This is a genomic window from Streptomyces sp. NPDC005805 (assembly GCF_040630445.1).
Classification (GTDB): Bacteria; Actinomycetota; Actinomycetes; order Streptomycetales; family Streptomycetaceae; genus Streptomyces.
Genome location: NZ_JBEXXN010000007.1, coordinates 22058 through 43410 on the forward strand (window position 1 = coordinate 22058; position 21353 = coordinate 43410).

Annotated in this window: 17 protein-coding genes; 9 read left to right on the top strand and 8 right to left on the bottom strand. The window is 77.2% G+C overall.

The window, feature by feature from the left end; translation table 11 throughout:
• The first annotated feature begins 62 nt into the window (after positions 1–62).
• Entirely contained in the window at positions 63–1646 is a 1584-nt protein-coding gene (locus ABZ457_RS06305; RefSeq protein WP_359154456.1) for an SDR family oxidoreductase, read from the top strand.
• A complete protein-coding gene (locus ABZ457_RS06310; RefSeq protein WP_359154459.1) occupies positions 1643–3154 on the top strand; it encodes a cryptochrome/photolyase family protein in 1512 nt (503 codons plus the stop codon). The genes ABZ457_RS06305 and ABZ457_RS06310 overlap by 4 nt, the downstream gene beginning before the upstream one ends.
• A gap of 17 nt (positions 3155–3171) precedes the next feature.
• Here the strand turns inward: ABZ457_RS06310 and ABZ457_RS06315 are convergent, their stop codons facing one another.
• On the bottom strand, positions 3172–3882 hold the full coding sequence (locus ABZ457_RS06315) for an SDR family oxidoreductase (protein ID WP_359154461.1): 711 nt from the start codon (positions 3880–3882) through the stop codon (positions 3172–3174).
• A 152-nt stretch (positions 3883–4034) separates the two neighbouring features.
• Positions 4035–5309 carry an NAD(P)/FAD-dependent oxidoreductase gene (locus ABZ457_RS06320; protein ID WP_359154463.1) on the bottom strand — a complete coding sequence of 425 codons (1275 nt, stop codon included), beginning with the start codon at positions 5307–5309 and terminating at the stop codon, positions 4035–4037.
• Between the two features lie 328 nt (positions 5310–5637).
• Between ABZ457_RS06320 and ABZ457_RS06325 the strand changes: the two genes are divergently transcribed.
• From ABZ457_RS06325 to ABZ457_RS06335, 3 genes are all read left to right on the top strand, one after another.
• Positions 5638–6510 carry a lysozyme gene (locus ABZ457_RS06325; RefSeq protein ID WP_359154465.1) on the top strand — a complete coding sequence of 291 codons (873 nt, stop codon included), beginning with the start codon at positions 5638–5640 and terminating at the stop codon, positions 6508–6510.
• Between the two features lie 95 nt (positions 6511–6605).
• Complete coding sequence (locus ABZ457_RS06330) at positions 6606–7118, top strand: MarR family winged helix-turn-helix transcriptional regulator (RefSeq protein WP_359154467.1); 513 nt, start codon at positions 6606–6608, stop codon at positions 7116–7118.
• Positions 7119–7397: 279 nt separating this feature from the next.
• A complete protein-coding gene (locus ABZ457_RS06335) occupies positions 7398–9527 on the top strand; it encodes an MMPL family transporter (protein WP_359154469.1) in 2130 nt (709 codons plus the stop codon).
• On the opposite strand, the gene ABZ457_RS06340 is transcribed toward ABZ457_RS06335, so the two are convergent.
• Positions 9517–10551: an anti-sigma factor gene (locus ABZ457_RS06340; RefSeq protein WP_359154471.1), complete on the bottom strand. Its 1035-nt coding sequence runs from the start codon at positions 10549–10551 to the stop codon at positions 9517–9519. The genes ABZ457_RS06335 and ABZ457_RS06340 overlap by 11 nt on opposite strands.
• Before the next feature lie 287 nt (positions 10552–10838).
• Positions 10839–11021, bottom strand: a complete 183-nt coding sequence (locus tag ABZ457_RS06345; protein WP_359154473.1) for a DUF6480 family protein — start codon at positions 11019–11021, stop codon at positions 10839–10841.
• Between the two features lie 196 nt (positions 11022–11217).
• Here ABZ457_RS06345 and ABZ457_RS06350 point away from each other — a divergent pair, with 196 nt between their 5' ends.
• The 4 genes from ABZ457_RS06350 to ABZ457_RS06365 all read left to right on the top strand — a co-directional run bounded on the left by ABZ457_RS06350 (position 11218) and on the right by ABZ457_RS06365 (position 15612).
• The gene (locus tag ABZ457_RS06350; protein ID WP_359154475.1) at positions 11218–11907 is read left to right on the top strand and encodes a sigma-70 family RNA polymerase sigma factor; all 690 of its coding nucleotides are present in this window, start codon (positions 11218–11220) and stop codon (positions 11905–11907) included.
• Between the two features lie 144 nt (positions 11908–12051).
• Positions 12052–13278: a lycopene cyclase family protein gene (locus ABZ457_RS06355; RefSeq protein ID WP_359154477.1), complete on the top strand. Its 1227-nt coding sequence runs from the start codon at positions 12052–12054 to the stop codon at positions 13276–13278.
• Between the two features lie 46 nt (positions 13279–13324).
• Complete coding sequence (locus ABZ457_RS06360; RefSeq protein ID WP_359154479.1) at positions 13325–14056, top strand: class I SAM-dependent methyltransferase; 732 nt, start codon at positions 13325–13327, stop codon at positions 14054–14056.
• Complete coding sequence (locus ABZ457_RS06365) at positions 14053–15612, top strand: FAD-dependent oxidoreductase (protein ID WP_359154481.1); 1560 nt, start codon at positions 14053–14055, stop codon at positions 15610–15612. The genes ABZ457_RS06360 and ABZ457_RS06365 overlap by 4 nt, the downstream gene beginning before the upstream one ends.
• 588 nt (positions 15613–16200) lie before the next feature.
• Here ABZ457_RS06365 and ABZ457_RS06370 read toward each other — a convergent pair.
• The 4 genes from ABZ457_RS06370 to ABZ457_RS06385 are packed head-to-tail and all read right to left on the bottom strand — an operon-like array spanning position 16201 to position 21105.
• A complete protein-coding gene (locus ABZ457_RS06370; RefSeq protein WP_359154483.1) occupies positions 16201–17232 on the bottom strand; it encodes a DUF5914 domain-containing protein in 1032 nt (343 codons plus the stop codon).
• Positions 17229–18233, bottom strand: coding sequence for a phytoene/squalene synthase family protein (locus ABZ457_RS06375; RefSeq protein WP_359154485.1), 1005 nt, complete (start codon positions 18231–18233; stop codon positions 17229–17231). Before ABZ457_RS06375 ends, ABZ457_RS06370 begins: the two co-directional genes overlap by 4 nt.
• Positions 18230–19759 carry a phytoene desaturase family protein gene (gene crtI, locus ABZ457_RS06380; protein WP_359154487.1) on the bottom strand — a complete coding sequence of 510 codons (1530 nt, stop codon included), beginning with the start codon at positions 19757–19759 and terminating at the stop codon, positions 18230–18232. Before crtI ends, ABZ457_RS06375 begins: the two co-directional genes overlap by 4 nt.
• Entirely contained in the window at positions 19756–21105 is a 1350-nt protein-coding gene (locus tag ABZ457_RS06385) for a polyprenyl synthetase family protein (RefSeq protein ID WP_359154489.1), read from the bottom strand. The genes crtI and ABZ457_RS06385 overlap by 4 nt, the downstream gene beginning before the upstream one ends.
• Positions 21106–21353: the final 248 nt, after the last annotated feature.

Sequence of the window (21353 nt, forward strand, 5' to 3'; positions counted from 1 at the left end):
CGGGCACGGCCGCCGGCAGGAGCGAGCGCCGCGCGCCGCGCGGCGGACGGACGGAGGCCCGGATGACGGCGGAGGCCACGGACACCCCGGAGACCGGCGGCGGGCTGCGCTGCCTGGTGACGGGAGCGACCGGTTACATCGGCGGCCGGCTGGTGCCGGAGCTGCTGGCCGCGGGCCACACCGTCCGCTGCCTGGCCCGTTCGCCGGAACGGCTGCGCGACCACCACTGGGCCGGGCGGGCGGAGGTCGTGAAGGGCGATGTGCTGGACGCGGGCTCGGTCGCGGACGCCATGCGGGACGTGGACGTCGCCTACTACCTGGTGCACGCGCTCGGTACCGGCGCCGGGTTCGAGGCGACCGACCGGCGGGCGGCGCGGATCTTCGCCGAGCAGGCGCGGGACGCCGGGGTGAAGCGGGTGGTCTACCTCGGCGGGCTGACGCCGCACGGGGTCCCGGCCGGGGAGCTGTCGGCGCATCTGCGCTCCCGGGACGAGGTGGGCCGCATCCTGCTCGACGGGGAGGTCCCGGCGACGGTGCTGCGCGCGGCGGTGATCATCGGTTCGGGGTCGGCCTCCTTCGAGATGCTGCGCTATCTGACCGAGCGGCTGCCCGTGATGGTGACGCCGAGCTGGGTCAGGACCCGGATCCAGCCGATCGGTGTGCGGGACGTGCTGCGCTATCTGACCGGCTCGGCCCGGATGCCGGCGGAGGTGAACCGGGCCTTCGACATCGGCGGGCCGGACGTGATCACCTATCTGGACATGATGCGCCGCTACGCGGAGGTCGCCCGGCTGCCGAAGCGGCTGATCGTCCCCGTCCCGGTGCTGACGCCCCGCCTGTCCAGCCACTGGGTGGGGCTGGTGACGCCGGTGCCGCACGCGATCGCCCGCCCGCTGACCGAGTCCCTGCGGCACGAGGTGGTCTGCGCGGAGCACGACATCGCGCGGTACGTGCCCGACACGGCGGAGCGGCCGATGGCCTTCGACACCGCGCTGCGGCTCGCGCTCCAGCGGGTGCGGGACGCGCAGGTGACGACCCGCTGGTCGTCCGCCTCGCTGCCGGGCGCGCCGAGCGACCCGCTGCCGACCGACCCGGACTGGGCGGGCGGCAGCCTGTACACGGACGAGCGGGAGCGGGTGGCCGACTGCCCACGTGAGTCGCTGTGGCGGGTGGTGGAGGGCATCGGCGGGGAGAACGGCTGGTACTCCTTCCCGCCGGCCTGGGCGGTGCGCGGCTGGCTGGACCGGTTCGTGGGCGGGGTGGGGCTGCGGCGGGGGCGGCGGGACGCGCAGCGGCTGCGGGTCGGGGACTCGCTGGACTTCTGGCGGGTGGAGGAGATCGAACCGGGCCGGCTGCTGCGGCTGCGGGCGGAGATGCGGCTGCCGGGTCTGGCCTGGCTGGAGATGCGGGCCGAGGACGAGGGCGCCGGGCGCTCCCGCTACCGGCAGCGGGCGGTGTTCGCGCCGCGCGGGCTGCTGGGCCACGCGTACTGGTGGAGCGTCTCGCCGTTCCACGCGGTGGTGTTCGGCGGGATGGCGCGCAACATCACCGCCAAGGCGGAGCAGGACGCGGACCTGGCGGCCGGGTCGGCGGAGCAGGCGGCGGGGCCGGCGGGCCCGGCCGCGCCGCAGGAAGCCGGCTCGTGACGGGGCCCGTCCACTGGCTGTTCGGGGACCAGCTGGGGCCGGCGTTCCTCGCGCCGGGCGACGGCGGCCCGCACCGGGACGCGCCCGTGGTGATGATCGAGTCCCGCGCGGTGTTCCGGCGCCGCCGCTTCCACCGGGCCAAGGCGCATCTGGTGCTCTCCGCGATGCGGCACCGGGCGGCGGAGCTGGGCGAGCGGGTGACCTACGTCCGCGCGGACACCTACCGGGAGGGGCTGGCGAAGGCGGCCGGTGAGGGCACGGAGGTGACGGTCCGTCATCCGACCTCGCGGGCGGCGCTCGGCCTGGTGCGCTCGCTGGCGGGGGTCACGGTCCGCCCGCCGGCCGGATTCCTGGTCCCCACCACCGACTTCGCGGCCTGGGCGGACGGCCGGGGCGGCGAGAAGCTGCGCCAGGAGGCGTTCTACCGCTGGGTGCGGCGCACCCACGACCTGCTGATGGACGGGGACGAGCCGGCGGGCGGGCGGTGGAACCTGGACCGCGACAACCGGGAGCCCCCGCCGCGCGGCGGGGCGCGCCTCGGCGAACCCGCCCCCTACCGGCCGCGGGAGAGCGCGATCGACGAGGAGGTGCGCCGGGACCTGGACCGGTGGGAGCGCGACGGGGACGTGTCCTTCGTGGGCCGGGACGGCCCCCGGCTCTTCCCGGCCACCCGGCGCGAGGCACTGTCCGCGCTGCGCCGCTTCGTCGCGCACCGGCTGGCGGACTTCGGCCCGTACGAGGACGCGATGCTCCACGACGACCCGGTGATGAGCCACAGCCTGCTCTCCTCCTCCCTCAATCTGGGGCTGCTGGACCCGGCCGAGTGCGTGGCGGCGGCGGAGTCCGCCTGGCGGGCCGGTGCGGCGCCGCTGAACAGCGTCGAGGGGTTCGTGCGCCAGATCGCGGGCTGGCGGGAGTACGTGTGGCAGCTCTACTGGTACTTCGGCGAGGAGTACCGGCACGCCAACCACCTGCGGCACACCGGGGAGCTGCCCGGCTGGTGGAACGAGCTGGACGCGGACGCGGTGACCGCGCGCTGCCTGTCCACGGTGCTGGCCCAGGTGCGGGACACCGGCTGGACGCACCACATCCCCCGGCTGATGGTCCTCGGCAGCCACGCCCTCCAGCGCGGCTGGGACCCGGCGGCGGTCACCGACTGGTTCCACCGCTGCTTCGTGGACGGCTACGACTGGGTGATGCTGCCGAACGTGGTGGGGATGTCGCAGTACGCGGACGGCGGGCGGATGACGACCAAGCCGTACACCTCGGGCGGCGCGTACATCCACCGGATGAGCGATCTGTGCGGCCCGTGCGCGTACCGGCCGGACCGCAGGACGGGCGAGGAGGCGTGCCCGGTCACGGCCGGGTACTGGTCCTTCGTCCACCGCCACCGGGGGCTGCTCGCACGCAATCCCCGGACCTCGCAGGCGGCACGGGGGCTGGAACGGCTGGGGGATCTGGACGAGTTGCTCCGGGCGGAGCGGGCGCGGGGTACGGCGGCGCCGTAGCGGCCGGGGGCGCGGGGTCAGCGGGCGCGGCGGTCGAGGGCGAGGCCGCCGTCGCCGTCCGGGCGGATCAGCTCCGCCCGGCCGGACAGGGCGTCGGCGACGGCCCGGACCGCCGCGCCGAGGTCACCGCCGGGCGGCAGGGGCGGCGGGCTGCCGGTGACGGCGCGGTCCACCAGACCGGTGTCCAGATGGCCGAGCCGCGCCTCCACCACACGGACACGGCGCTTGCGCTGCTCCTTGCGGACGGCGGTCAGCCAGGCCGCCAGCCCGGCCTTGGCGGCGCTGTAGTCGGCCATACCCGCCTGGGGCGCGGTGGCGACGACCCCGGTCAGGGCGAGGACGGCGCCGTCCTCGGGCAGCAGCGGCAGCGCGGCGCGCAGCAGAGCGGCGGGGGCGAGCAGATCGACGGTCACCAGGTGTTCGGCGTACACGTCCCGCACCGTGTCGGCCGGTCCGAAGGCGACCGCGCCGATCGCGCAGACGGCGGCGTCCAGTCCGCCGAGTTCCGCCGCCGCCCAGGCGGGCAGCCCGGCGCAGGCGTCCAGGTCGTAGGCGTCGAAGGTGCGCCGGGGCGCGGGCCCGTGGCGCTGCGCGACGTGGTCCAGCCGTGCGCCGTCCCGTCCGGCGAGCGCCAGGACGGCGCCCCGGCGGTGGAGTTCGGCCGTGACGGCCTGTCCGATGGCGCCCGTGGCGCCCGCCACGAGGACGCGTGCTCCCGCGAGGTCCACGGCGTCTCCTGTCCGGTCGTGAGCCGCCGGGCGGCCCGGTGTGCGTACTCCCCGGACCGGATTCGGCCCGGGGGTCCCGCACGGATGCGGCGCGGCCGGGTGGAGGTCGGGGGGCGGCACGGCAGGCCGGGGGCGGCACGGCCAGGCGGCGGTCAGCCGGTCACGGCACCGGTCAGATCCGCCAGGATCTCGCGTGCCGCGCGGGCGCCGGAGGCGAGGGCGCCCTGGACCGAGCCCGTGGCGCGGTGGTCGCCGCAGACATAGCGGCCCGGGGTGTGGCGGGTGGTGCGGCTGAGGGGCCACGGCGGGGGCATCGCGGGGAGGGCGTCGTCGACGGTGTACGCCGCGATCCGCTGCCAGGGCGCGGTGTCCGTCCCGTACGCCTCCGCGAGTACGCCGAGGAGTTCGTCCTCCCGGCCGGGGCGGTCGGGGCCGAGGACGGAGGTCGAGACCAGGGAGCGGCCCTCGGGGGCGTATCCGGGGGCGACGCGGCTGAGGACGCAGGTGTTGAGGAAGCGGTGCCCGGCGTCGACGAGCAGGGTCGGTTCGGCGAGCGGCGGGGTGGCGGCCGCGTGGTAGTAGGTGGTGACCGTGCGCGTCGCGGGGACGGTGAGCCCGGGGAGCAGGTCGGCGGCGGCCCGGGGTCCGGTGGCGACGACGACCGCGCGGGCGGCGCGTTCGGTGCCGTCCGCCAGGAGCGCGCCGGTGTCCGTGAGTTCGCGTACCGGGCTCTCCAGGGCGACCGTGCCGGGCGGCAGCGCTCCGGCGAGCTGCCGGGGGACGGCGCCGATGCCGTCGTCGGGCAGGCAGAGGCTGCCGCGGACGAAGCTGCGCCACACCAGGTGGAAGAAGCGGGCGGAGGTGACGAGTTCGTCCTCCAGGAAGACGCCGGAGAGGAAGGGCCGCAGCAGGGTGTCGACCGTGTCGTCGGAGACGCCGGCCTCGGCGAGGGCGGTGCGGGTGGTGCGGTCGGGGCGGTGCCGCAGGGCCTTGACGGGGAGCAGGGTGTCGGCCGTGGTCAGGGCGCCGAGGGCGAGCAGGTCGCGGGCGGGGGCGAGGCGTCCGGGGCGCAGCGCCGCGGCGGCCCGGGGCCGGCGGGTGGGGTCGGCGACCTCGGTCAGGCGGCCGTCCCGCAGCAGGAGGAAGCCGGGGGTGAAGGGGCGCAGGCGCAGGGCGCGCAGGTTCAGGCGCCTGCGGACCTGCGGGTAGGAGGTGTTGAACACCTGGAAGCCGCGGTCGAGGAGGAAGCCGTCGCGGTGGTCGGTGCGCATCCGGCCGCCGACCGCGTCGGACGCCTCGGCCACGCCGACGGTCAGTCCGGCCGCGATGAGGTCCTGGGCGCAGGCGAGCCCGGCGAGGCCCGCGCCGATCACCAGGACGTCGTGGCGGTCCCGGGCCGCGCCGTGGTCTCCCGTGGTCGCGCTCATGTCCGCTCCGCCCCGTCGTGGTCGAGTCCCCCGGTGCCTGCCGTCCGGGGGCATGCTGTCACGGCGCGGCTTCCGGCGGTCCGTCACCGGTGGTGCGGGGCCTGGAAGTTGGCCCGCACGGATGAAAGTTGTCCCGTCGCCGGGGGTGTCCGCGCAGCTCCGGGGATTCGCCAGAGGTGTGGACCGCAGAGACTTCCGAGGCCCTCTTCACGTCCCACGCGCACCATGGCTTACTCATGACGTGTCCATGACCTGTCCGTCGAGGCGGGTCGTACGCGCGCCCCACCGCCCTTCCCCACCGATCCCCCACTGCCCGATGGAGGCCGCCATGCCCGCTGTCCCCGCCCGCGTCCGCCGCGCCACCAGACCCGCGCTCACGACCGCCGGCGCACTGGCCGGCACCGCCGCCCTGCTGCTGGCCACCGCACCCGGTGCGGCCGCCGCCCCGCCCGCACCGGACCAGCCCGTGCGCCCGGGGCAGGCGTGGATGGGCTCCGGGACGCGGATCGAGCAGCCCGGCGCCGCACCGGGCGGCGTCTCCGCGTACGACACGAGCGGCGTCCAGGGGATCGACGTCTCGCACTGGCAGGGCGCGATCAACTGGACGTCGGTGAAGAACGCGGGGATCTCCTTCGCCTATATGAAGGCGACCGAGGGCACCACCTTCAAGGACTCCCGCTTCGGCGCGAACTACACCGGCTCCTACAACGCCGGCCTGATCCGCGGCGCGTACCACTTCGCCCGGCCCAACGCCTCGAACGGGGCGACCCAGGCGAACTTCTTCGCGAGCAACGGCGGGGCCTGGTCGCGCGACAACCAGACCCTGCCCGGCGTCCTGGACATCGAGCACAACCCGTCCGGAGCCATGTGCTACGGCCTGACGACCACCCAGATGCGCACCTGGATCAACGACTTCCACGCCACCTACAAGGCGCGCACCTCGCGCGACGTGGTCATCTACACGACGGCGAGCTGGTGGAACACCTGCACCGGCAGCTGGAACGGGATGGCCGCGAAGGCGCCGCTGTGGATCGCCCACTGGGGCGTGAGCAACCCCGGCATCCCGAGCGGCTTCCCGACCTGGACGGTGTGGCAGTACACGGCCACCGGCCGGGTGGCCGGGGTCTCCGGAGACGTGGACCGGAACAAGTTCAACGGCTCGGCCGCGCGGCTGCTGGCCCTCGCCGACAACACCCCCTGACGGGCCGGCCCCGCGCAGGTCGCACCGGGGGTCCGCGCCTCCGGGGGGCAGCCGCCCCGGCAGGCCCCTGGCCTCGCGGTCCCTAGACTGCGGGGGTGGCAGAGACGAGGAAGCAGCGGCCGGAGGACGGGCGAGAGACGGTCCGGGGCTTCGAGCTGCCGGCCTTCGCCGTCCAGTTGCGGCGGCTGACCGGGGAGATCAACAGGTTCGCGCACGAGTTCGCCGCGGAGCAGGGCCTGCACGCCACCGACATCCAGGCCCTCTCCGCGATCATGGACTCCGAGACGCCCCTCACCCCCGGCCGGCTCCGCGAGCACCTGGGGCTCACCTCCGGCGCGGTCACCGCCTGCCTCGACCGGCTGGAACGGGCCGGCCACATCCGGCGGGCCCGCGAGAGCACGGACCGCCGTGTGGTCCATCTGCACTACCTGCCCGAGGCGCGGGCGACGGCCCGCGCCCACTTCCTGCCGCTGGCGGCGGCGACCGCGCGGGCGCAGCAGCACTTCGAGCCCGAGGAACTGCGCTCCGCGCTGCGGTTCCTCGGCGCGGTGGGCGACGAACTGGAACGCCTCAACCGGGACGGGCGGGACGCGCCGCCGCCCTCCTGAGGCGTCCGCGCGAAGGCGCGCCCACGCCGAGGAACCGCGCCGAGGCGTCCGCGCGCGAACCCTCCGGCCGGGTCCGGGCCGGAGGGTTCGCGCGGATCGGCCGCAACCCGGCCGCGTCCGGCCGCATCCGCCGCGGCTCCGGGGGCAGAAGGGATCGACGAGCGGGGCACCTCACCCAGGGACCCCTCCCGCAAAGTCTCTTTATCATTGAGATACATTGCCGTCGAAATATTCTGGCGCCGCACGGCGCCGCACCTCGCCCCGTCCCCCGGGAGTGCCATGTTCAGCTCCACACGGCTCGCACGTTTCCTCGTGCCGGCCGTCCTCCTCGTCGCCTGGCTCGGCATCAGCGGTGTCCTCGGCCCCTACGCGGGCAAGCTCGGGGAGGTGGCCACCAACGACCAGGCCGCCTTCCTCCCGCAGAACGCCGAGTCCACGCAGGTCATCGACGCCCAGAAGGCGTTCCGCCAGGACGAGTCCGTGCCCGCGATCGTGGTGTGGACCGCGCCGGACGGCGGCCGGGTGACCGCGGAGCAGCGCGCGGCGGCGACCGAGGCCCTCGCCTCCCTGGACGGCGCACCGGGCGTCGCCGGGCCGCCGTCCCCCGCCCTCCCCGCCGAGGACGGCGAGGCCCTCCAGGGCATCGTCCAGCTCCGGCCCGACCTCGGCGAGGAGCTGCCGGCCGTCCTGGACGAGGTGCGCGAGGCCGCGTCCGCCGTGCCGGACACCACGGCGCAGCTCGCCGGACCGGCCGCGAGCCAGGCCGACCTCTCGGACGCGTTCGCCGGGATCGACGGGCTGCTGCTGGCCGTCGCCCTGGTCACGGTGCTGGTGATCCTGCTCCTGGTGTACCGGAGCGTGCTGCTCCCCCTGGTGATCATCATCGGTGCCGTGTTCGCCCTGGGCCTGGCCTGCGCGGTGGTGTACGCCCTCGCCGACCGGGACGTGGTCCGGGTGGACGGGCAGGTGCAGGGCATCCTCTCCATCCTCGTGATCGGCGCGGCCACCGACTACGCCCTGCTGCTCACCGCGCGCTTCCGCGAGGAACTGGCCCGGCACGGCGACCGGTTCACCGCGATGCGCGCGGCGCTGCGCGAGTCGGTCGGACCGATCGTCGCCAGCGCGGCCACGGTCGCCCTCGGCCTGATCGCCCTCCTCCTCTCCGACCTCACCAACAACCGCGCGCTCGGCCCGGTCGGGGCCATCGGCATCGTCTGCTCGGTGCTCAGCGCGCTGACCTTCCTGCCCGCCGTGCTGGTCCTGCTGGGCCGCGGCGCCTACTGGCCGGCCCGCCCGAAGCCCGCGGACGCGGTCGGCGGCGGGGGCGTCTGGGCGAAGGTCGCGGCCCTGGTGGACCGGGCGCCGCGCAAGGTGTGGGCCGGGACCCTCGCGGCGCTGATCGCCTGCGCGGCCTTCGCCCCCACCCTCAGCTCCCAGGGCGTCCCGCTCGACGAGATCTTCGTCAACGACGCGCCGTCGGTGGCGGCGCAGCAGACCCTCGGCGAGCACTTCCCCGGCGGGTCGGGCAACCCCGCCGTCGTGATCACGGCCGCGGACACCGCCGGGGAGGTCGTGCGGGCGGCCGAGGACACCGAGGGGGTCGACTCGGCCGTGCCCGTCACCGCCTCCGGGCGCCCGGGCCAGGGCGCGCCGCTGGTGGTGGACGGCCGGGTGCGGATCGATGTGACGCTGCGGGACGCGGCCGACAGCGACGCGGCGAAGGAGGCCGTGGCGGATCTCCGGGAGGCCGTGCACGCCGTCCCGGGCGCGGACGCGCTGGTGGGCGGCTACACGGCGCAGCAGTACGACACCCAGCGGACCTCCGAGCGGGACCGGTCGGTGATCGTCCCGGTGGTGCTGGTGATCATTCTGCTGATCCTCGTCGGCCTGCTGCGGTCGGTGGTGATGCCGCTGCTGCTGGTGGCGACCGTGGCCCTCAACTTCCTTGCCACGCTGGGCGTGGCGGCGCTGGTGTTCCAGGGCGTCTTCGGGTTCTCCGGCACGGACGCGTCGGTTCCGCTGTACGGTTTCGTGTTCCTGGTGGCCCTGGGCGTGGACTACAACATCTTCCTGATGTCCCGGGTCCGCGAGGAGTCCCTGCGGCACGGCACCCGGGAGGGCGTGCTCCGGGGGCTGACGGCGACCGGCGGGGTGATCACCTCGGCGGGCGTGGTGCTGGCGGCGACCTTCGCGGCGCTGGGGGTGATCCCGCTGGCGTTCCTGGTGCAGATCGCGTTCATCGTGGCCTTCGGCGTCCTGCTGGACACCCTCGTGGTGCGGTCGCTGCTGGTGCCCGCGCTGGTGCGGGACATCGGGCCGAAGGCGTGGTGGCCGGGCGTGCTGAGCCGGCGCGGGGACGGGCCGCCGCCGGCGGAGCCGGAGGGCGGGGCGGACGCGGTCACCCGGTGACCGGTCCGCGCACCACGCTGCGGCCCGAGTGCGCGGGATCGCCGTCGTACGCCTGGGCGCTGACGTCGACCAGCGGGTACGCGGCGAGGTCGACCCCGTCCGGCACGGGGAGGACGGCGGTGCCGCCGGGGCCGAGGACGCCGATGGCGATGAGGCGTCGGTGGGTGAGGTCCATCAGCCAGACCTCGTAGTAGCCCTCGGTGGGCGGCAGCCCCTCCACACTGATCCGCATCCGCCGGTCCGCCCCCGGCCCCTCCTCCATCCGCACCGTGCCGGAGGCGGGGCCGGCGACGAGCGGGGCGAGGCGGTGCGCTTCGCCGGTCGCGGCGACGGTGTCGCCGCCACCGTCCTCCAGCACCCACCGGACCGTCGCCCCGCCGGCCGCGGCGCCGGCCACCAGGCACACGGCGGCGAGCACGAGCGCGGGGCGCCGCCGCCAGGCGGCGCGGGGGGTCGGGGCCGGGCCCGCGTCCGGGACGGGGCCCCGGCCCGGTCCGGACGGAGGCTCCGGGGGGCCGCCACCCGGACCGGGACGGGCCGGTTCCGGGCCGGGCAGGCCCGGAACCCGGTCCAGGGGTTGGGCCGGGCCGGGCTCCGCGTCCGGGGCGGAGGCCGAGGTCGAGGTCGAGGTCGAGCCAGGTTCCGGGCCGGGGCGCGGGGCCTGGTACGGGCCGATTGCCGCAGCCGCGTCCGGGGGCCGGCCCGGAACCCCGCCCAGGACCGGGTCCGTGTCCGGGTGCGCGCCGGGGTCCGGGCCGGGCTCCGGGGTGTCGGGCGGTGCAGCCGACTCCCGGGCGATGTCCCGGGACAGCGCCTCCCACACACGCGGTGGCGGGGCGACCGGGAGGTCCTCCAGGGTCGCCGCGCGGGCCGAGGCGACCACCTGGCGCAGGCCCGCCAGCCGGTGGCGGCAGGCCGCGCAGGCGTCGAGATGCGCGCGTTCCCACGGCGTGGGCCCGTCGGCCGTATCGGGGTCGGCGAGCGCCAGGTCCGCGAGGACCCCCGGGTCCAGGTGCTCAGCCATGGCTCGCCTCCACCCGTGGCCGCCCGGAACCCGGCACCGCGGGCCGCTCAGCGCGCGGCACGGCGGTCGCGTGCGGTGCGCCGGGCGGGCGTCGGCCTCCCCGTGGCGCTCGGCGGGGCGGGGCGTGCGGCGGGACCGGCGGACACCGCCGGAGTGCGGGAGTTCATGACGTGACGGTCCCTTCGTGGCGGGGCCCGTCCGTAACGGGTCCTGCCACCTCTTCCGCCGCCCGGCGGCTCAAGGATGCGCCCCGGCCCGGATCCCCCCGTGGGCCCGGGGCACGGGCGTCAGACGAGGTCGACCATGCGGAAGACGAAGAACAGCGCGACAAGGAACGCGCCGAGCGCGATCACCGCCAGCAGCAGCCTGGGGTGCTCCCACAGGCCGCCGTCGGCGCGCTCCTCGTGGGCCTCCGCGGTCGAGCCCTCCGCGGGCGGGGTCTCCTCGGGCGGCACAAGCGGTTCGGTCATGGCTCCAGCATTCGCCGCCCGCGCGCCCGGCGCACCTCGGCACCACACGCCCCCGAAGACGCCCCCGGGAAACGCCCCGGAGGCGAAAACGACGCACTAACGGTGCAAGTTGTGACGGCTCCCGCCCGAGCGCGACGTTGAAACCGCACGCGCGGCGACCGACCCGCGGTCCCGCCCCTGCGGCAAGGAGCCCGTCATGGCCCAGCACCGAACCGGACCGGCCGCCCCCTCGACGACGCGCCCCGGCTCCCGGCTGGGCGGCCCGGCCGGCCGGGAACGCCACGCGGACCGCGACCACGACCTCGCCCTGGCCGCCGGGTTCGTCTCCGGCGACGAGGCCAGCATCGAGGACGTGTACCGCCGCTGGAGCCCCATGGTCCACACGATCGCCCGCCGCACCCTCGGCGACGACCGGGAGGCGGAGGACGTCACCCAGCAGGTGTTCCTCGCCGCGTGGAAGGGCCGCCACGGCTACCGGCCGGGGCGGGGCGGCCTGCCCGGCTGGCTCGTCGGCATTACCCGGCACAAGATCGCGGACGCCCTCTCGGCACGGACCCGGCGCACGGAGCTGGCGGCCGTCACCGCCCGGCAGGAGCAGGAGCCGCCGGTCACGGCGGGCAGCGCGGACGAGGCCGTCAACCGGGTGCTGGTGATGCAGGCGCTCGAACGCCTCCCCGCCGCCCAGCGCAGGGTCGTCGGGCTCGCGTTCTACGGGGACCTGACGCAGACGCAGATCGCGGCGCGGACGGGGCTGCCGCTGGGCACGGTCAAGAGCCATCTGCGGCGGGCGCTGCACGTCCTGCGGCGCGCCCTGGAACAGGGCGGCACCACGGAGGGCCGCGCCGCCGCCCCGCCTCGCGTCCCGCACGGCGCCGCCCACGCCTGACCCCCGCCGGTCACCGGCGCGCGCCGAGCGGGGCGCGACACACGGCCCCGCGTGCATCCGCCCGGGCCCGTCCTGCGGAACCATCGGCATGCGGCGCAGACGCGCGTTCCGGGGCCGATGGCCGTCCGGGGAGGGGAGCAGCCCGTGTGGGACGCCGATGTGGCGGTGGTGGGCGGCGGCGCGGCGGGGCTGTCCCTCGCCGCGCGGCTGAGCGGCCTCCGTGACGGCCCGGCCGTCGTCCTCGTGGACGCCCCGCCCGGGCCGCTGACCCCGCCGGAGCGGACCTGGTGCTACTGGGAGGAGCCCGGCGGGCGGTGGGACGACCTCCTGACCGCGCGCTGGGACCGGCTGCGGATCACCGGCGCGGACGGCGGCCGCACGACCCTCGCCGCCGCGCCCTTCCAGTACAAGATGCTCCGCTCCGACCGTCTGCGGGACGCCGTCCACGCGCGGCTGCGGGACGCGGGCCACGCCCGCGTCGAGGCGGTCGTCGGCTCCGTGCGCGATCTGCCGGGCGGCGGTGCCGAGGTGACGGGCGTGGACGCGGCGGGCCGGCCGGTGCGGCTGCGGGCCCGCTGGGCGTTCGACTCCCGGCCCCCGCCCCGGCCCCGGCCCGCGCGGACCGCGCTGCTCCAGCACTTCCGCGGCTGGTTCGTGCGGACCGCCGCCCCCGCCTTCGACCCGGCGGCGGCGGACCTGATGGACTTCCGCACCCCGCAGCCGACGCACGGCCTCTCCTTCGGCTATGTCCTGCCCCTCGGACCGTGCGAAGCCCTGGTGGAGTACACCGAGTTCGGCCGCGCGCCGCTGACCACCGCCGCCTACGACGCGGCCCTGCGCCACTACACGCGGGACATCCTCGGCCTTGCCGCGCCCGAGGTCACGGCCACCGAGCAGGGCGTGATCCCCATGACGGACGCCCGCCTCCCCCGCCGCACCGGCCGCGCCGTGTTCCCGCTGGGGGCCGCGGGCGGCGCGACCCGGCCGTCCACGGGCTACACCTTCGCCGCGACGCAGCGTCAGACCCGGTCCGTGGCGAGGGCGCTGGGCCGGGGGCGCGTCCCGCTCCCGCCGGCGCCCTACCCGGCGCGCTCGCGCGCCATGGACGCGGTGATGCTGCGGGCGCTGGACACCGGGCGGGTGGCGGGCGACGCGTTCTTCACCGGCCTGTTCCGCGGGGTGCGCACCGAGCGGCTGCTGCGCTTCCTGGACGGGCGGACCCGCTGGTGGGAGGACGCCCTCATCGGCTTCAGCACCCCCGTCGGCCCGATGCTGCGGACCGCGGTGGAACTCCCCCGCCTGCGCAGAGCGCTGCCCGCCGGAGCCCCGCCACCCCCGGGCGACCCGCGGCCCGCCGCGACGACCCCCTGAACGAGAGGAAGCAGATGCCCAGGACGAACCGGAGGACGAGTCCCGTATGAGCCTGCTGCGCGACGCCGAACTGAGCGCCGCCTTCGACCACGCGTCCCGGACCTACGACACCATGGTCGCGGCCAGCCCCGGCTACCACGGACATCTGCGCCGGTCCGCGCGACGGCTGCGGCTCCCGGCAGGCGGACGCGGGCTGCGTGTCCTCGACCTCGGCTGCGGGACGGGCGCGTCCACCGCCGCCCTGCTGCGGGCCGCGCCGTTCGCCCGGGTCACGGGCGTGGACGCGTCGGCGGGGATGCTGGAGCGGGCGCGGGCCAAACCCTGGCCGCCGGAGGTGACATTCGTGCACGCCCCGGCCGAGTCGCTGGCCGAAGCGGTCGCCACCGCGCCGGGTGACGCCCCGTACGACGCGGTCTTCGCGGCCTATCTCTTCCGCAACGTCGCCGATCCGGACGCCGTGCTGCGGTCCGTCCGCGCGGTGATGGCCCCGGGGGCGCGGCTCGCGGTGCACGAGTACGCGCTCACCGGCCGGCCGGTGGACCGCGCGGTGTGGACGGCGGTGTGCCGGGGGTTCGTGGTGCCGTGGGGGCGCCGGCACGGCGACGAGGGGCTGTACCGCCATCTCTGGCGCAGTGTGCTCTCCTTCGACACGGCCGGGGAGTTCGCGGACCGGCTGCGGCGGGCGGGGTTCGCGGACGTACGCGCGCTGCCGCTGCCCGGCTGGGGGACGGGCATCACCCATACGTTCACCGCCCGCGCGCCGGGAGGCCGCCCGTGAACCGCGCGCCGCTCTCCCTCCCCCACGGCGCCCGGGACCGGCGGGCCCGCTGCCTGCCGGCCCGGCCGGGCCGTCCCCGGGTCGCGGACCCCGCGCCGCGTGCCGCCGTCGTGGGCGGCGGGATCGCCGGGCTCGCCGCGGCGACGGCCCTGGCCGAACGCGGCGTGGCCGTCACCCTTTTCGAACGGGAGCCGGGCCTCGGCGGGCGGCTGGCGGGCCGGCCCACCGAACTGGCGGACGGCTCGGCCGCGACGATGAGCCGGGGCTTCCACGCCTTCTTCCGCCAGTACTACAATCTGCGGGCGCTGTTGCGGCGGGCGGACCCGGCGCTCGGCATGCTGACCCCGCTGCCGGACTATCCGCTGCGGCACAGCGGCGGTCTGGCCGACAGTTTCGCCCGGGTGCCGCGCACGCCCCCGCTGAGCGCTCTCGGTTTCGTCGCGCTGAGCCCGTCGTTCGGCTGGCGGGACCTCGCCGGCATGGACGCGCGGGCCGCGCTGCCGCTGCTGGACGTGCGGGTGCCGGAGGTGTACGAGCGGCTGGACGGGGTGAGCGCGGCGGACTTCCTGACCCGGATCCGCTTCCCGGAGGCCGCGCGGCACCTCGCGTTCGAGGTGTTCTCGCGGAGCTTCTTCGCCGATCCGCGGGAGCTGTCGGCGGCGGAGCTGGCGCTGATGTTCCACATCTACTTCCTGGGTTCGGCGGAGGGGCTGCTGTTCGACGTGCCGGACGCGCCGTTCCCGGCGGCGCTGTGGGAGCCGCTGGCGCGGAGGCTGGAGAAGCTGGGGGCCGTGCTGCGCACCGGAACACCGGTGGAGGCGGTCGGCCCGGCGCGGGGCGGGGACGGCGTCGAGGTCGTCGTCCGGGGGCGCGGCGAGCGGTACGACGCGGTGGTCCTGGCCCTGGACACGGGCGGGCTGCGGGCGGTGGCCGGGGCGTCCCCCGGGCTCTGCGACGCGGACTGGCGGGCGCGGGTGGCGGCCCTGCGCACGGCTCCCCCGTTCCTGGTCTCCCGTCTCTGGCTGGAGGGCCCGGTGCGCGCCGACCGCCCGGGGTTCCTGGGCACCAGCGGGTACGGGCCCCTGGACAACGTCAGCGTCCTGGACCGCTGGGAGGACGAGGCGGGCGCCTGGGCGGCGCGCACCGGCGGCTCGGTGGTCGAACTGCACGCGTACGCCGTGCCGGAGGACGCGGACCGCGCGCGGGTGCGCGACGAGGTGCTGGCGCAGCTGCACCGGGTGTACCCGGAGACGCGGGCGGCCCGGGTGGTGGACGCGCGGCACGAATGGCACGCCGACTGCCCGCTGTTCGCGGTCGGCGGCCACGCGGACCGGCCGGGTGTGCGCACCCCCGACCCCCGGGTGGTGCTGGCGGGCGACTCGGTGCGCACGGACCTCCCGGTCGCCCTGATGGAACGCGCGGCCACCACCGGCTTCCTCGCGGCGAACGCGCTGCTGGCCGGCTGGGGCATCCTGGGCCACACCCTGTGGACCGTCCCGAACGGCGGCCGCCTGCCCGCCCTCCGGGCGGCGGCGTCCCGCTTCGGGAGGGGGTGACGCCCGCGCCCGGGGGCCGTCTGGTTGTGCCCGGGGCCGGCGGGCGGGCGCGCGGTGCCGGGTGCATGCGCAGGCCGGGCCAGGTCCCCCGCGGAGGGCCGGGGTCACGGGGCCGACGGGCAGGCGGGCGTGAGGCCGGCCGGGTCGCCGGTCCGGCACGCAGGCGCCGCCGGGCACGGGGCGCGCCTCATCAGGAGCCCGGTGTGGGAAACAGGTGCAGGGTGCGGGCGGAGCCCGGCCGACAGGCGGCCGCCGGGCGGGAGGCGGCCTGATCAGGGCCCCCGGCCCGGAAGTCGGGCGCGGGCCAGGCCGGCGATCCGGCGTGAGGCACGCGGCGGGCCTGGTCGGGAGGCCCCGCACGGAGCGCGTGCGCGGGCCAGGTGCCCCGCCGGGCACGGCCTGGGAGGGCCGGGGTCACGGGGCCCGGCACGGATACGCGGGCGCGCGCCCCCGGGGCGGGCCAGGTGCCCCGCCGGGCACGGCCCCCGGGCGGGGCCGGTCACGAAGCCCGGCACGGAACACGGGCACGCCCCGGGCGCGGGGCGGGCCCGGTCGGGAGGCGGGCCCCCTGCTGGGGGCGCGGGCCCGTCAGCCCGGGAAGCGGCCCGTGCTGCGGAGCAGCCAGCGGCGTTCCGCGTAGGCGAGGTCGTCGCGCCAGAGGCGGGCGGCGCCCGCGCGCATCAGGGGGCGCAGGAGGGGCGCCGCGGCGCGGGCCGCGGCGAAGCCCGGGCGGTCCGAGGCGGCGACGACCGCCTCGACGACCGCGGTCCGGGGCCGGCCCCGGTCGTCCGGGCCGAGCGGGGTCGCGTGGGTCTCGACGACCGAGCCGCGGCCCTCCCCCTCCGTGATGTGCATGACGACCGTCCGGGGCTCGGGCGCCGTGAAGACGGCCGTGACCGGGACGACGACCCGCCCCGCGAGCCTGAACGACACCCGCACCGCGAACGCGTCCTCCTCCTCGGCGGCCGCCGCCCCGGGGCTGCCCACCACCGCGAGGTCGACGAAGGAGTACGGGTGGAACCAGGCGCCGTGCCACGGGTCCAGGCGGTTGGCGACGACGTCCTCCGGTTCGCAGACGCCCGTGCCGGTGTAGACGGCGGTCACCGCCGTCCGCGCGGCGGGCCGTTCCGGGACGACCGGGGCGGGCAGCGGCTCCTCGCCGCCGACCGCGTCCAGCCGGACCCAGACCAGGGCGCCGTCGTCGTACGCGGGGTAGGGCTCCCAGCCCGCGAACGGCCGCCCGTCCAGGGCGAGTCCGTGCCAGTGGCAGATCAGGGTGCCGCACCGCACGGGCGATTCGGCCAGCGGGGCGCCCAGGTGCGGGCAGGCGCCGGGCCCGGCGACGACCCGTCCGTCCGCGTCCCGCCAGGCGACGACCTCGGTGCCCGCGACGGTCCCGGCGAGGCTGCGTTCGCGGGTGACGGCCCGGGCGCCGCCGAGGACGAACCAGTTCCCGGAGGGCCGGGCGAGGGCGCGTTCGAGGGCCGCGTCGATCACCGCGGGGCGGGCCGCGCGCCAGGTCGGTTCCTGGTCCGCCCACGGGACCGGGCGGCGGCGCAGGGTGAACGGATAGCGGCGGCGCGGCGGCCGGCCGGGACCGGAGGCGGGTCGGGCGGTCATGCGCAGCGCTCCTCGGGCAGCGGGGGCACGGGGTGCGCGGGCGCGGCGGGGACCGGCCGGGTACGGGCCGCCTCGCGGAGCCGGGCGGCGGCGATCCGGCACAGCCCGTCCCCGGCCGCGGCCGCCCGGCGGCGCAGCGGGACGACGGCGCGGCGGTGGACGGAGGCGTAGCCGTCCTCGGCGACGGCGCGCAGGATACCGCCGTAGAGGACGAACGCGGTCCGGATGCACGGCCGGGCCAGCGGGTCGAGCATCGCCAGCCCGGGGGCGGCCCGCCGGTAGACGCCCCGCGTGACCTCGGCGGCGGCGCGCAGCGCCTCGGTGATGCGGGGGTCGCGCCGCCCGGTCCGGCGGCTCCACAGCAGCAGCTCGCGGTCGGCGCCGTGCGCGGCGAGCAGATCGGCCGGGAGGTAGACCCGGCCCCGGTCCAGGTCCTCGCCCACGTCGCGCAGGAAGTTGGTCAGCTGGAAGGCCACACCGAGGGCGGCGGCGTGCGGGGCCGCCTCGGCGCGCGGCACCACGGTGCCGAGGACGGGCAGCATCTGGAGGCCGATGACGGCGGCGGAGCCGTGCATATAGCGCTCCAGGTCCGCCATGGTGGGGTAGTCGGTGACCGCCAGGTCGGCGCGCATGGAGCCGAGGAAGTCGTCGAAGTGCCGGTGGTCGATGGCGTACCGGGCGGCGGTGTCGGCGAGGGCGTGCACCACGGGTTCGGGGCTGCGGCCGGTCCGCAGGCCGTCCGCGAGGTGGTGGCCCAGGCCGGTCAGGAGGGCGGCGCGCTCGGCGGGGGTCGCGTCGCTGCCGAGGTCGTCCACGATGTCGTCGGCGTGGCGGGCGAAGCCGTAGAGGGCGTGGACGGCGGGCCGGCGTTCGACGGGCAGGAGGCGGGTGGCCAGGAAGTACGTCCTGCCGTGACGGGAGTTGAGGGCGCGGCAGCGGGCGTACGCGGCCCGCAGCCGGGGGTCGTGGATGCCGGCGGCGTCCAGTTCGCGTCGCGTCATCGGGCGGGGTCCTTTGCGGGGCGTCGGGTGCGGGTCGACGGTCGGCGCGGGGTTCCGGTGATCCGGGCGGCGGCGAGCTTCCCGGAGACGAGCACGGTGGGCACGCCGACGCCGGGGGTGGTGCCGCAGCCGGCGAGTACGGCGTTCTCCGTCCCGCGCACCAGGTTGCGCGGCCGGAACGGCCCGGTCTGCGCGAGGGTGTGCGCGGTGGCGAAGGGGGTGCCGGCGGCGTGCCCCTGGGCGGCCCAGTCGGCGGGGGTGACCATCGCCTCCTCCTCGATCGACCCGCTGAGCCCGGTGAGTCCGCGCCGCTCCAGCTCCTCCAGGAGGCGCAGCCGGTAGTGGGGCGCGATGTCCTCCCAGCGGTCGGCGCCGGGCCCGGTGTCGGTGTTGGGGCAGGGGGCGAGGACGTAGTGGATGTGGCGGCCGTCCGGCGCGAGGCCGTGGTCGCTCGCGGTGGGCCGGGTGATCAGCAGGGAGGGGTCGCTCATCAGCCGTCCGGTGCGGGTGAGTTCGCGGAAGGTCTCCTTCCAGGCGCCGCCGAAGGAGATGGTGTGGTGGGCGAGTCCGGGCCAGGTGCGGTCCGTGCCGAGGTGCAGGATCACGGCGGACGGGGAGTGCCGCAGGGCGACGGGCCGCCGGGGCCGCCGGCCCAGCAGGGAGTAGGTGAGGGGCAGGTCGGGGGTGAGGACGACCGCGTCGCAGGGGATGCGCTCCCGGTCGGTGACGACGGCGGTGATCCGCGCGCAGCGCCGCTCCAGCTCCACCACCCGCTCCCCGTAACGCAGTTGGGCGCCCGCCTGACCGGCCGCGGCGGCCATCCCCCGGGGGAGGGCGTGCATCCCGCCGGCCGGGAAGTACACCCCGGCGACGGTGTCCATATAGGCGATGACGGCGTAGGCGGCGAGTGCCCGGGCCGGGGCGACGCCCGCGTAGAGGGACTGGAAGGTGAAGACGCGGCGCAGGCGTTCGTCGTGCAGGAAGCGGCCGACGCGCGCGTCCAGCCGGCCGAAGCCGCCGAGGGCGGCGAGCCGGGCGAGGTCGGGGCCGAGGAGATGGAGCGGCGAGTCGAAGTTGGCGTCGATGAAGCTGCGCATCTGGACCCTGTACAGCTTCTCCAGCCAGGCGCGCAGCCGCCGGTAGCCCACGGCCTCGCGGGCCCCGGCGAAGCGCTCGATCTCGGCCTCCATGGCGGCGGCCCCGGTGTGCACGTCGAGGGAGCTGCCGTCGGCGAACCGGGCGCGGTAGGCGGGGTGGAGGGGCAGGAGTTCCAGGTGCTCGGCCGTCTTGGCGTCCACGGCGGCGAACGCCTCGTCGACCAGGTCGGGCATGGTCAGGACGGTCGGTCCGGTGTCGAAGCGGTAGCCGCCCCGGTCCAGCCGTCCGGCGCGCCCGCCGGGCCCGGGGTCGCGTTCGACGACGGTGACGCGCCGCCCCGCCCCGAGCAGGTGCAGGGCGGTGGCGAGTCCGGCGAGTCCGGCGCCGACGACGACCACATGGTCGGTGGGTCCCTGGACCGTCCTCATCGCACCGCCCCGTCCCCGGCCGCCACCAGGGCCGGCGGGCCCTCGGGTCGGAGCAGGGCGGCCGGTGCGCCGGCGGCGCGGGGCGCGCTCGCGGCGTGCAGGAGTGCGGCGAGCCGGTCGGCCGCGTCCGGGTCCAGTCCGGCGGTGGCGAGCCGGCGTTCGGCGACGCCGAGGAGACGGGCGATCCGGGCCTCGACCAGGTCCCGGGCACCGGTGCGCACCAGCGCCCGCCGTACCTCGGCCAGTTCCTCCTCGGCCCGGCCCGGGTCGTACGGCGTGTCCGGGCCGTGCGCCTCGCCCCCGCCGTATACCGGGTCCGGGCCGTGCGCCGGGTGCCCCCGGTGGGGGCCGCGCGGGGCGTGCGCCGGGTGCGGGGCGCCGGCCGGCGGACGGTCGAGGACGGCGAGGGCGCGGGTGTCGCCCCGGGCCGCGGCGGCCGACCGCGCGAGCGCGGCCAGATAGGTGTGCTTGCCGGCCCGCACGTCCTCCCCGGCCGGTTTCCCGGTGTCGGCCGGGTCGCCGAAGAGTCCGTCGAGGTCGTCCCGGAGCTGGAAGGCGATGCCCGCGCTGCGGCCCGCCGAACGCAGCGCGTCGGCCGTCCGCGCGTCCGCGCCCGCGACGGCCGCCCCGAGGGCGAGGGGCCTGCCGACCGTGTAGAGCGCGGACTTGAGGCAGGCGGTGCGCAGGGCGCGGCCCGGGGAGCGGGAGTGCGAGACCTGGGAGTGGAGGTCCAGGTACTGCCCGGCGACCATCTCGGTGCGCATCGCCCGCCAGTCGGCCAGCACCCGGGGCCGGACGTCCGGCCCGAAGGCGGTGTCGGCCACGATGTCGTCGGCCCAGGCGAGCGCCAGGTCCCCGGCGAGAACGGCACCGCAGGCGCCGAACGACGGGGCGCCGCCGGGCGCGCCCGGCCACGGCGCCGGCGGGTCGCCGTAGCGCTGGTCCAGCCGTACGTGGAAGGCGGGCCGGCCCCGGCGGCGGGGCGAGCCGTCCATCACGTCGTCCTGCACCAGGGCGCAGGTCTGGATCAGTTCCAGGGCGGCGGCCACGCGCAGTCCCGCGTGCCGTTCCTCCTCGCCGCCGCCGCAGGCCCGCAGGGCCCACCACAGCAGCTGGGAGCGGGTGCGGCGGCCGCCGTCGAGGGTGAAGCGGGCCGTGCTCCCGGCGATGTCCCGGGCGAAGGTGGCGTCCAGCGCGGCGGCCTCGGCGGTCCGCTCGTCCAGCAGCTCGCCCAGCACGGCGCCGACGGCCTCGGGGACGTTCCGGTCCACGGCGGGGCAGGACGGCGCGGGGCGGGCGGCGGCACGGCGGGCCGGTACGGGCTCGGTCGGGCAGCTCGGCTGCATCGAGGACCTCCGCGGTTCGACGGTTTGCCCGTCTCTTCCGAGGCGGCGCCCCGTTCGGATGCGCCCGGCGGGACCCGGGCGGGTGCGCGGGCTGCGGGCCGCGGCCCACTCGACCACACCCGGGGCGCGGGGCCGGGGTGACACACCGTGACCTCGCCGCGGGTGCGGCCGTTCCGGTGCCCGCCACGGGCCGGCGTCCCCGGGCAACGCCCACCGGACCCACGGCGCCCGGGAACACCGCGGGGCCC

What these genes read in the sequence shown, in the direction of transcription:
- ABZ457_RS06305 (WP_359154456.1), top strand. Translation starts at nt 63, where the DNA reads ATGACGGCGGAGGCCACGGACACCCCGGAGACCGGCGGCGGGCTGCGC.
- ABZ457_RS06320 (WP_359154463.1), bottom strand. Translation starts at nt 5,309, where the DNA reads ATGAGCGCGACCACGGGAGACCACGGCGCGGCCCGGGACCGCCACGAC.
- ABZ457_RS06325 (WP_359154465.1), top strand. Translation starts at nt 5,638, where the DNA reads ATGCCCGCTGTCCCCGCCCGCGTCCGCCGCGCCACCAGACCCGCGCTC.
- ABZ457_RS06335 (WP_359154469.1), top strand. Translation starts at nt 7,398, where the DNA reads ATGTTCAGCTCCACACGGCTCGCACGTTTCCTCGTGCCGGCCGTCCTC.
- ABZ457_RS06340 (WP_359154471.1), bottom strand. Translation starts at nt 10,551, where the DNA reads ATGGCTGAGCACCTGGACCCGGGGGTCCTCGCGGACCTGGCGCTCGCC.
- ABZ457_RS06345 (WP_359154473.1), bottom strand. Translation starts at nt 11,021, where the DNA reads ATGACCGAACCGCTTGTGCCGCCCGAGGAGACCCCGCCCGCGGAGGGC.
- ABZ457_RS06350 (WP_359154475.1), top strand. Translation starts at nt 11,218, where the DNA reads ATGGCCCAGCACCGAACCGGACCGGCCGCCCCCTCGACGACGCGCCCC.
- ABZ457_RS06360 (WP_359154479.1), top strand. Translation starts at nt 13,325, where the DNA reads ATGAGCCTGCTGCGCGACGCCGAACTGAGCGCCGCCTTCGACCACGCG.
- ABZ457_RS06370 (WP_359154483.1), bottom strand. Translation starts at nt 17,232, where the DNA reads ATGACCGCCCGACCCGCCTCCGGTCCCGGCCGGCCGCCGCGCCGCCGC.
- ABZ457_RS06375 (WP_359154485.1), bottom strand. Translation starts at nt 18,233, where the DNA reads ATGACGCGACGCGAACTGGACGCCGCCGGCATCCACGACCCCCGGCTG.
- crtI (WP_359154487.1), bottom strand. Translation starts at nt 19,759, where the DNA reads ATGAGGACGGTCCAGGGACCCACCGACCATGTGGTCGTCGTCGGCGCC.
- ABZ457_RS06385 (WP_359154489.1), bottom strand. Translation starts at nt 21,105, where the DNA reads ATGCAGCCGAGCTGCCCGACCGAGCCCGTACCGGCCCGCCGTGCCGCC.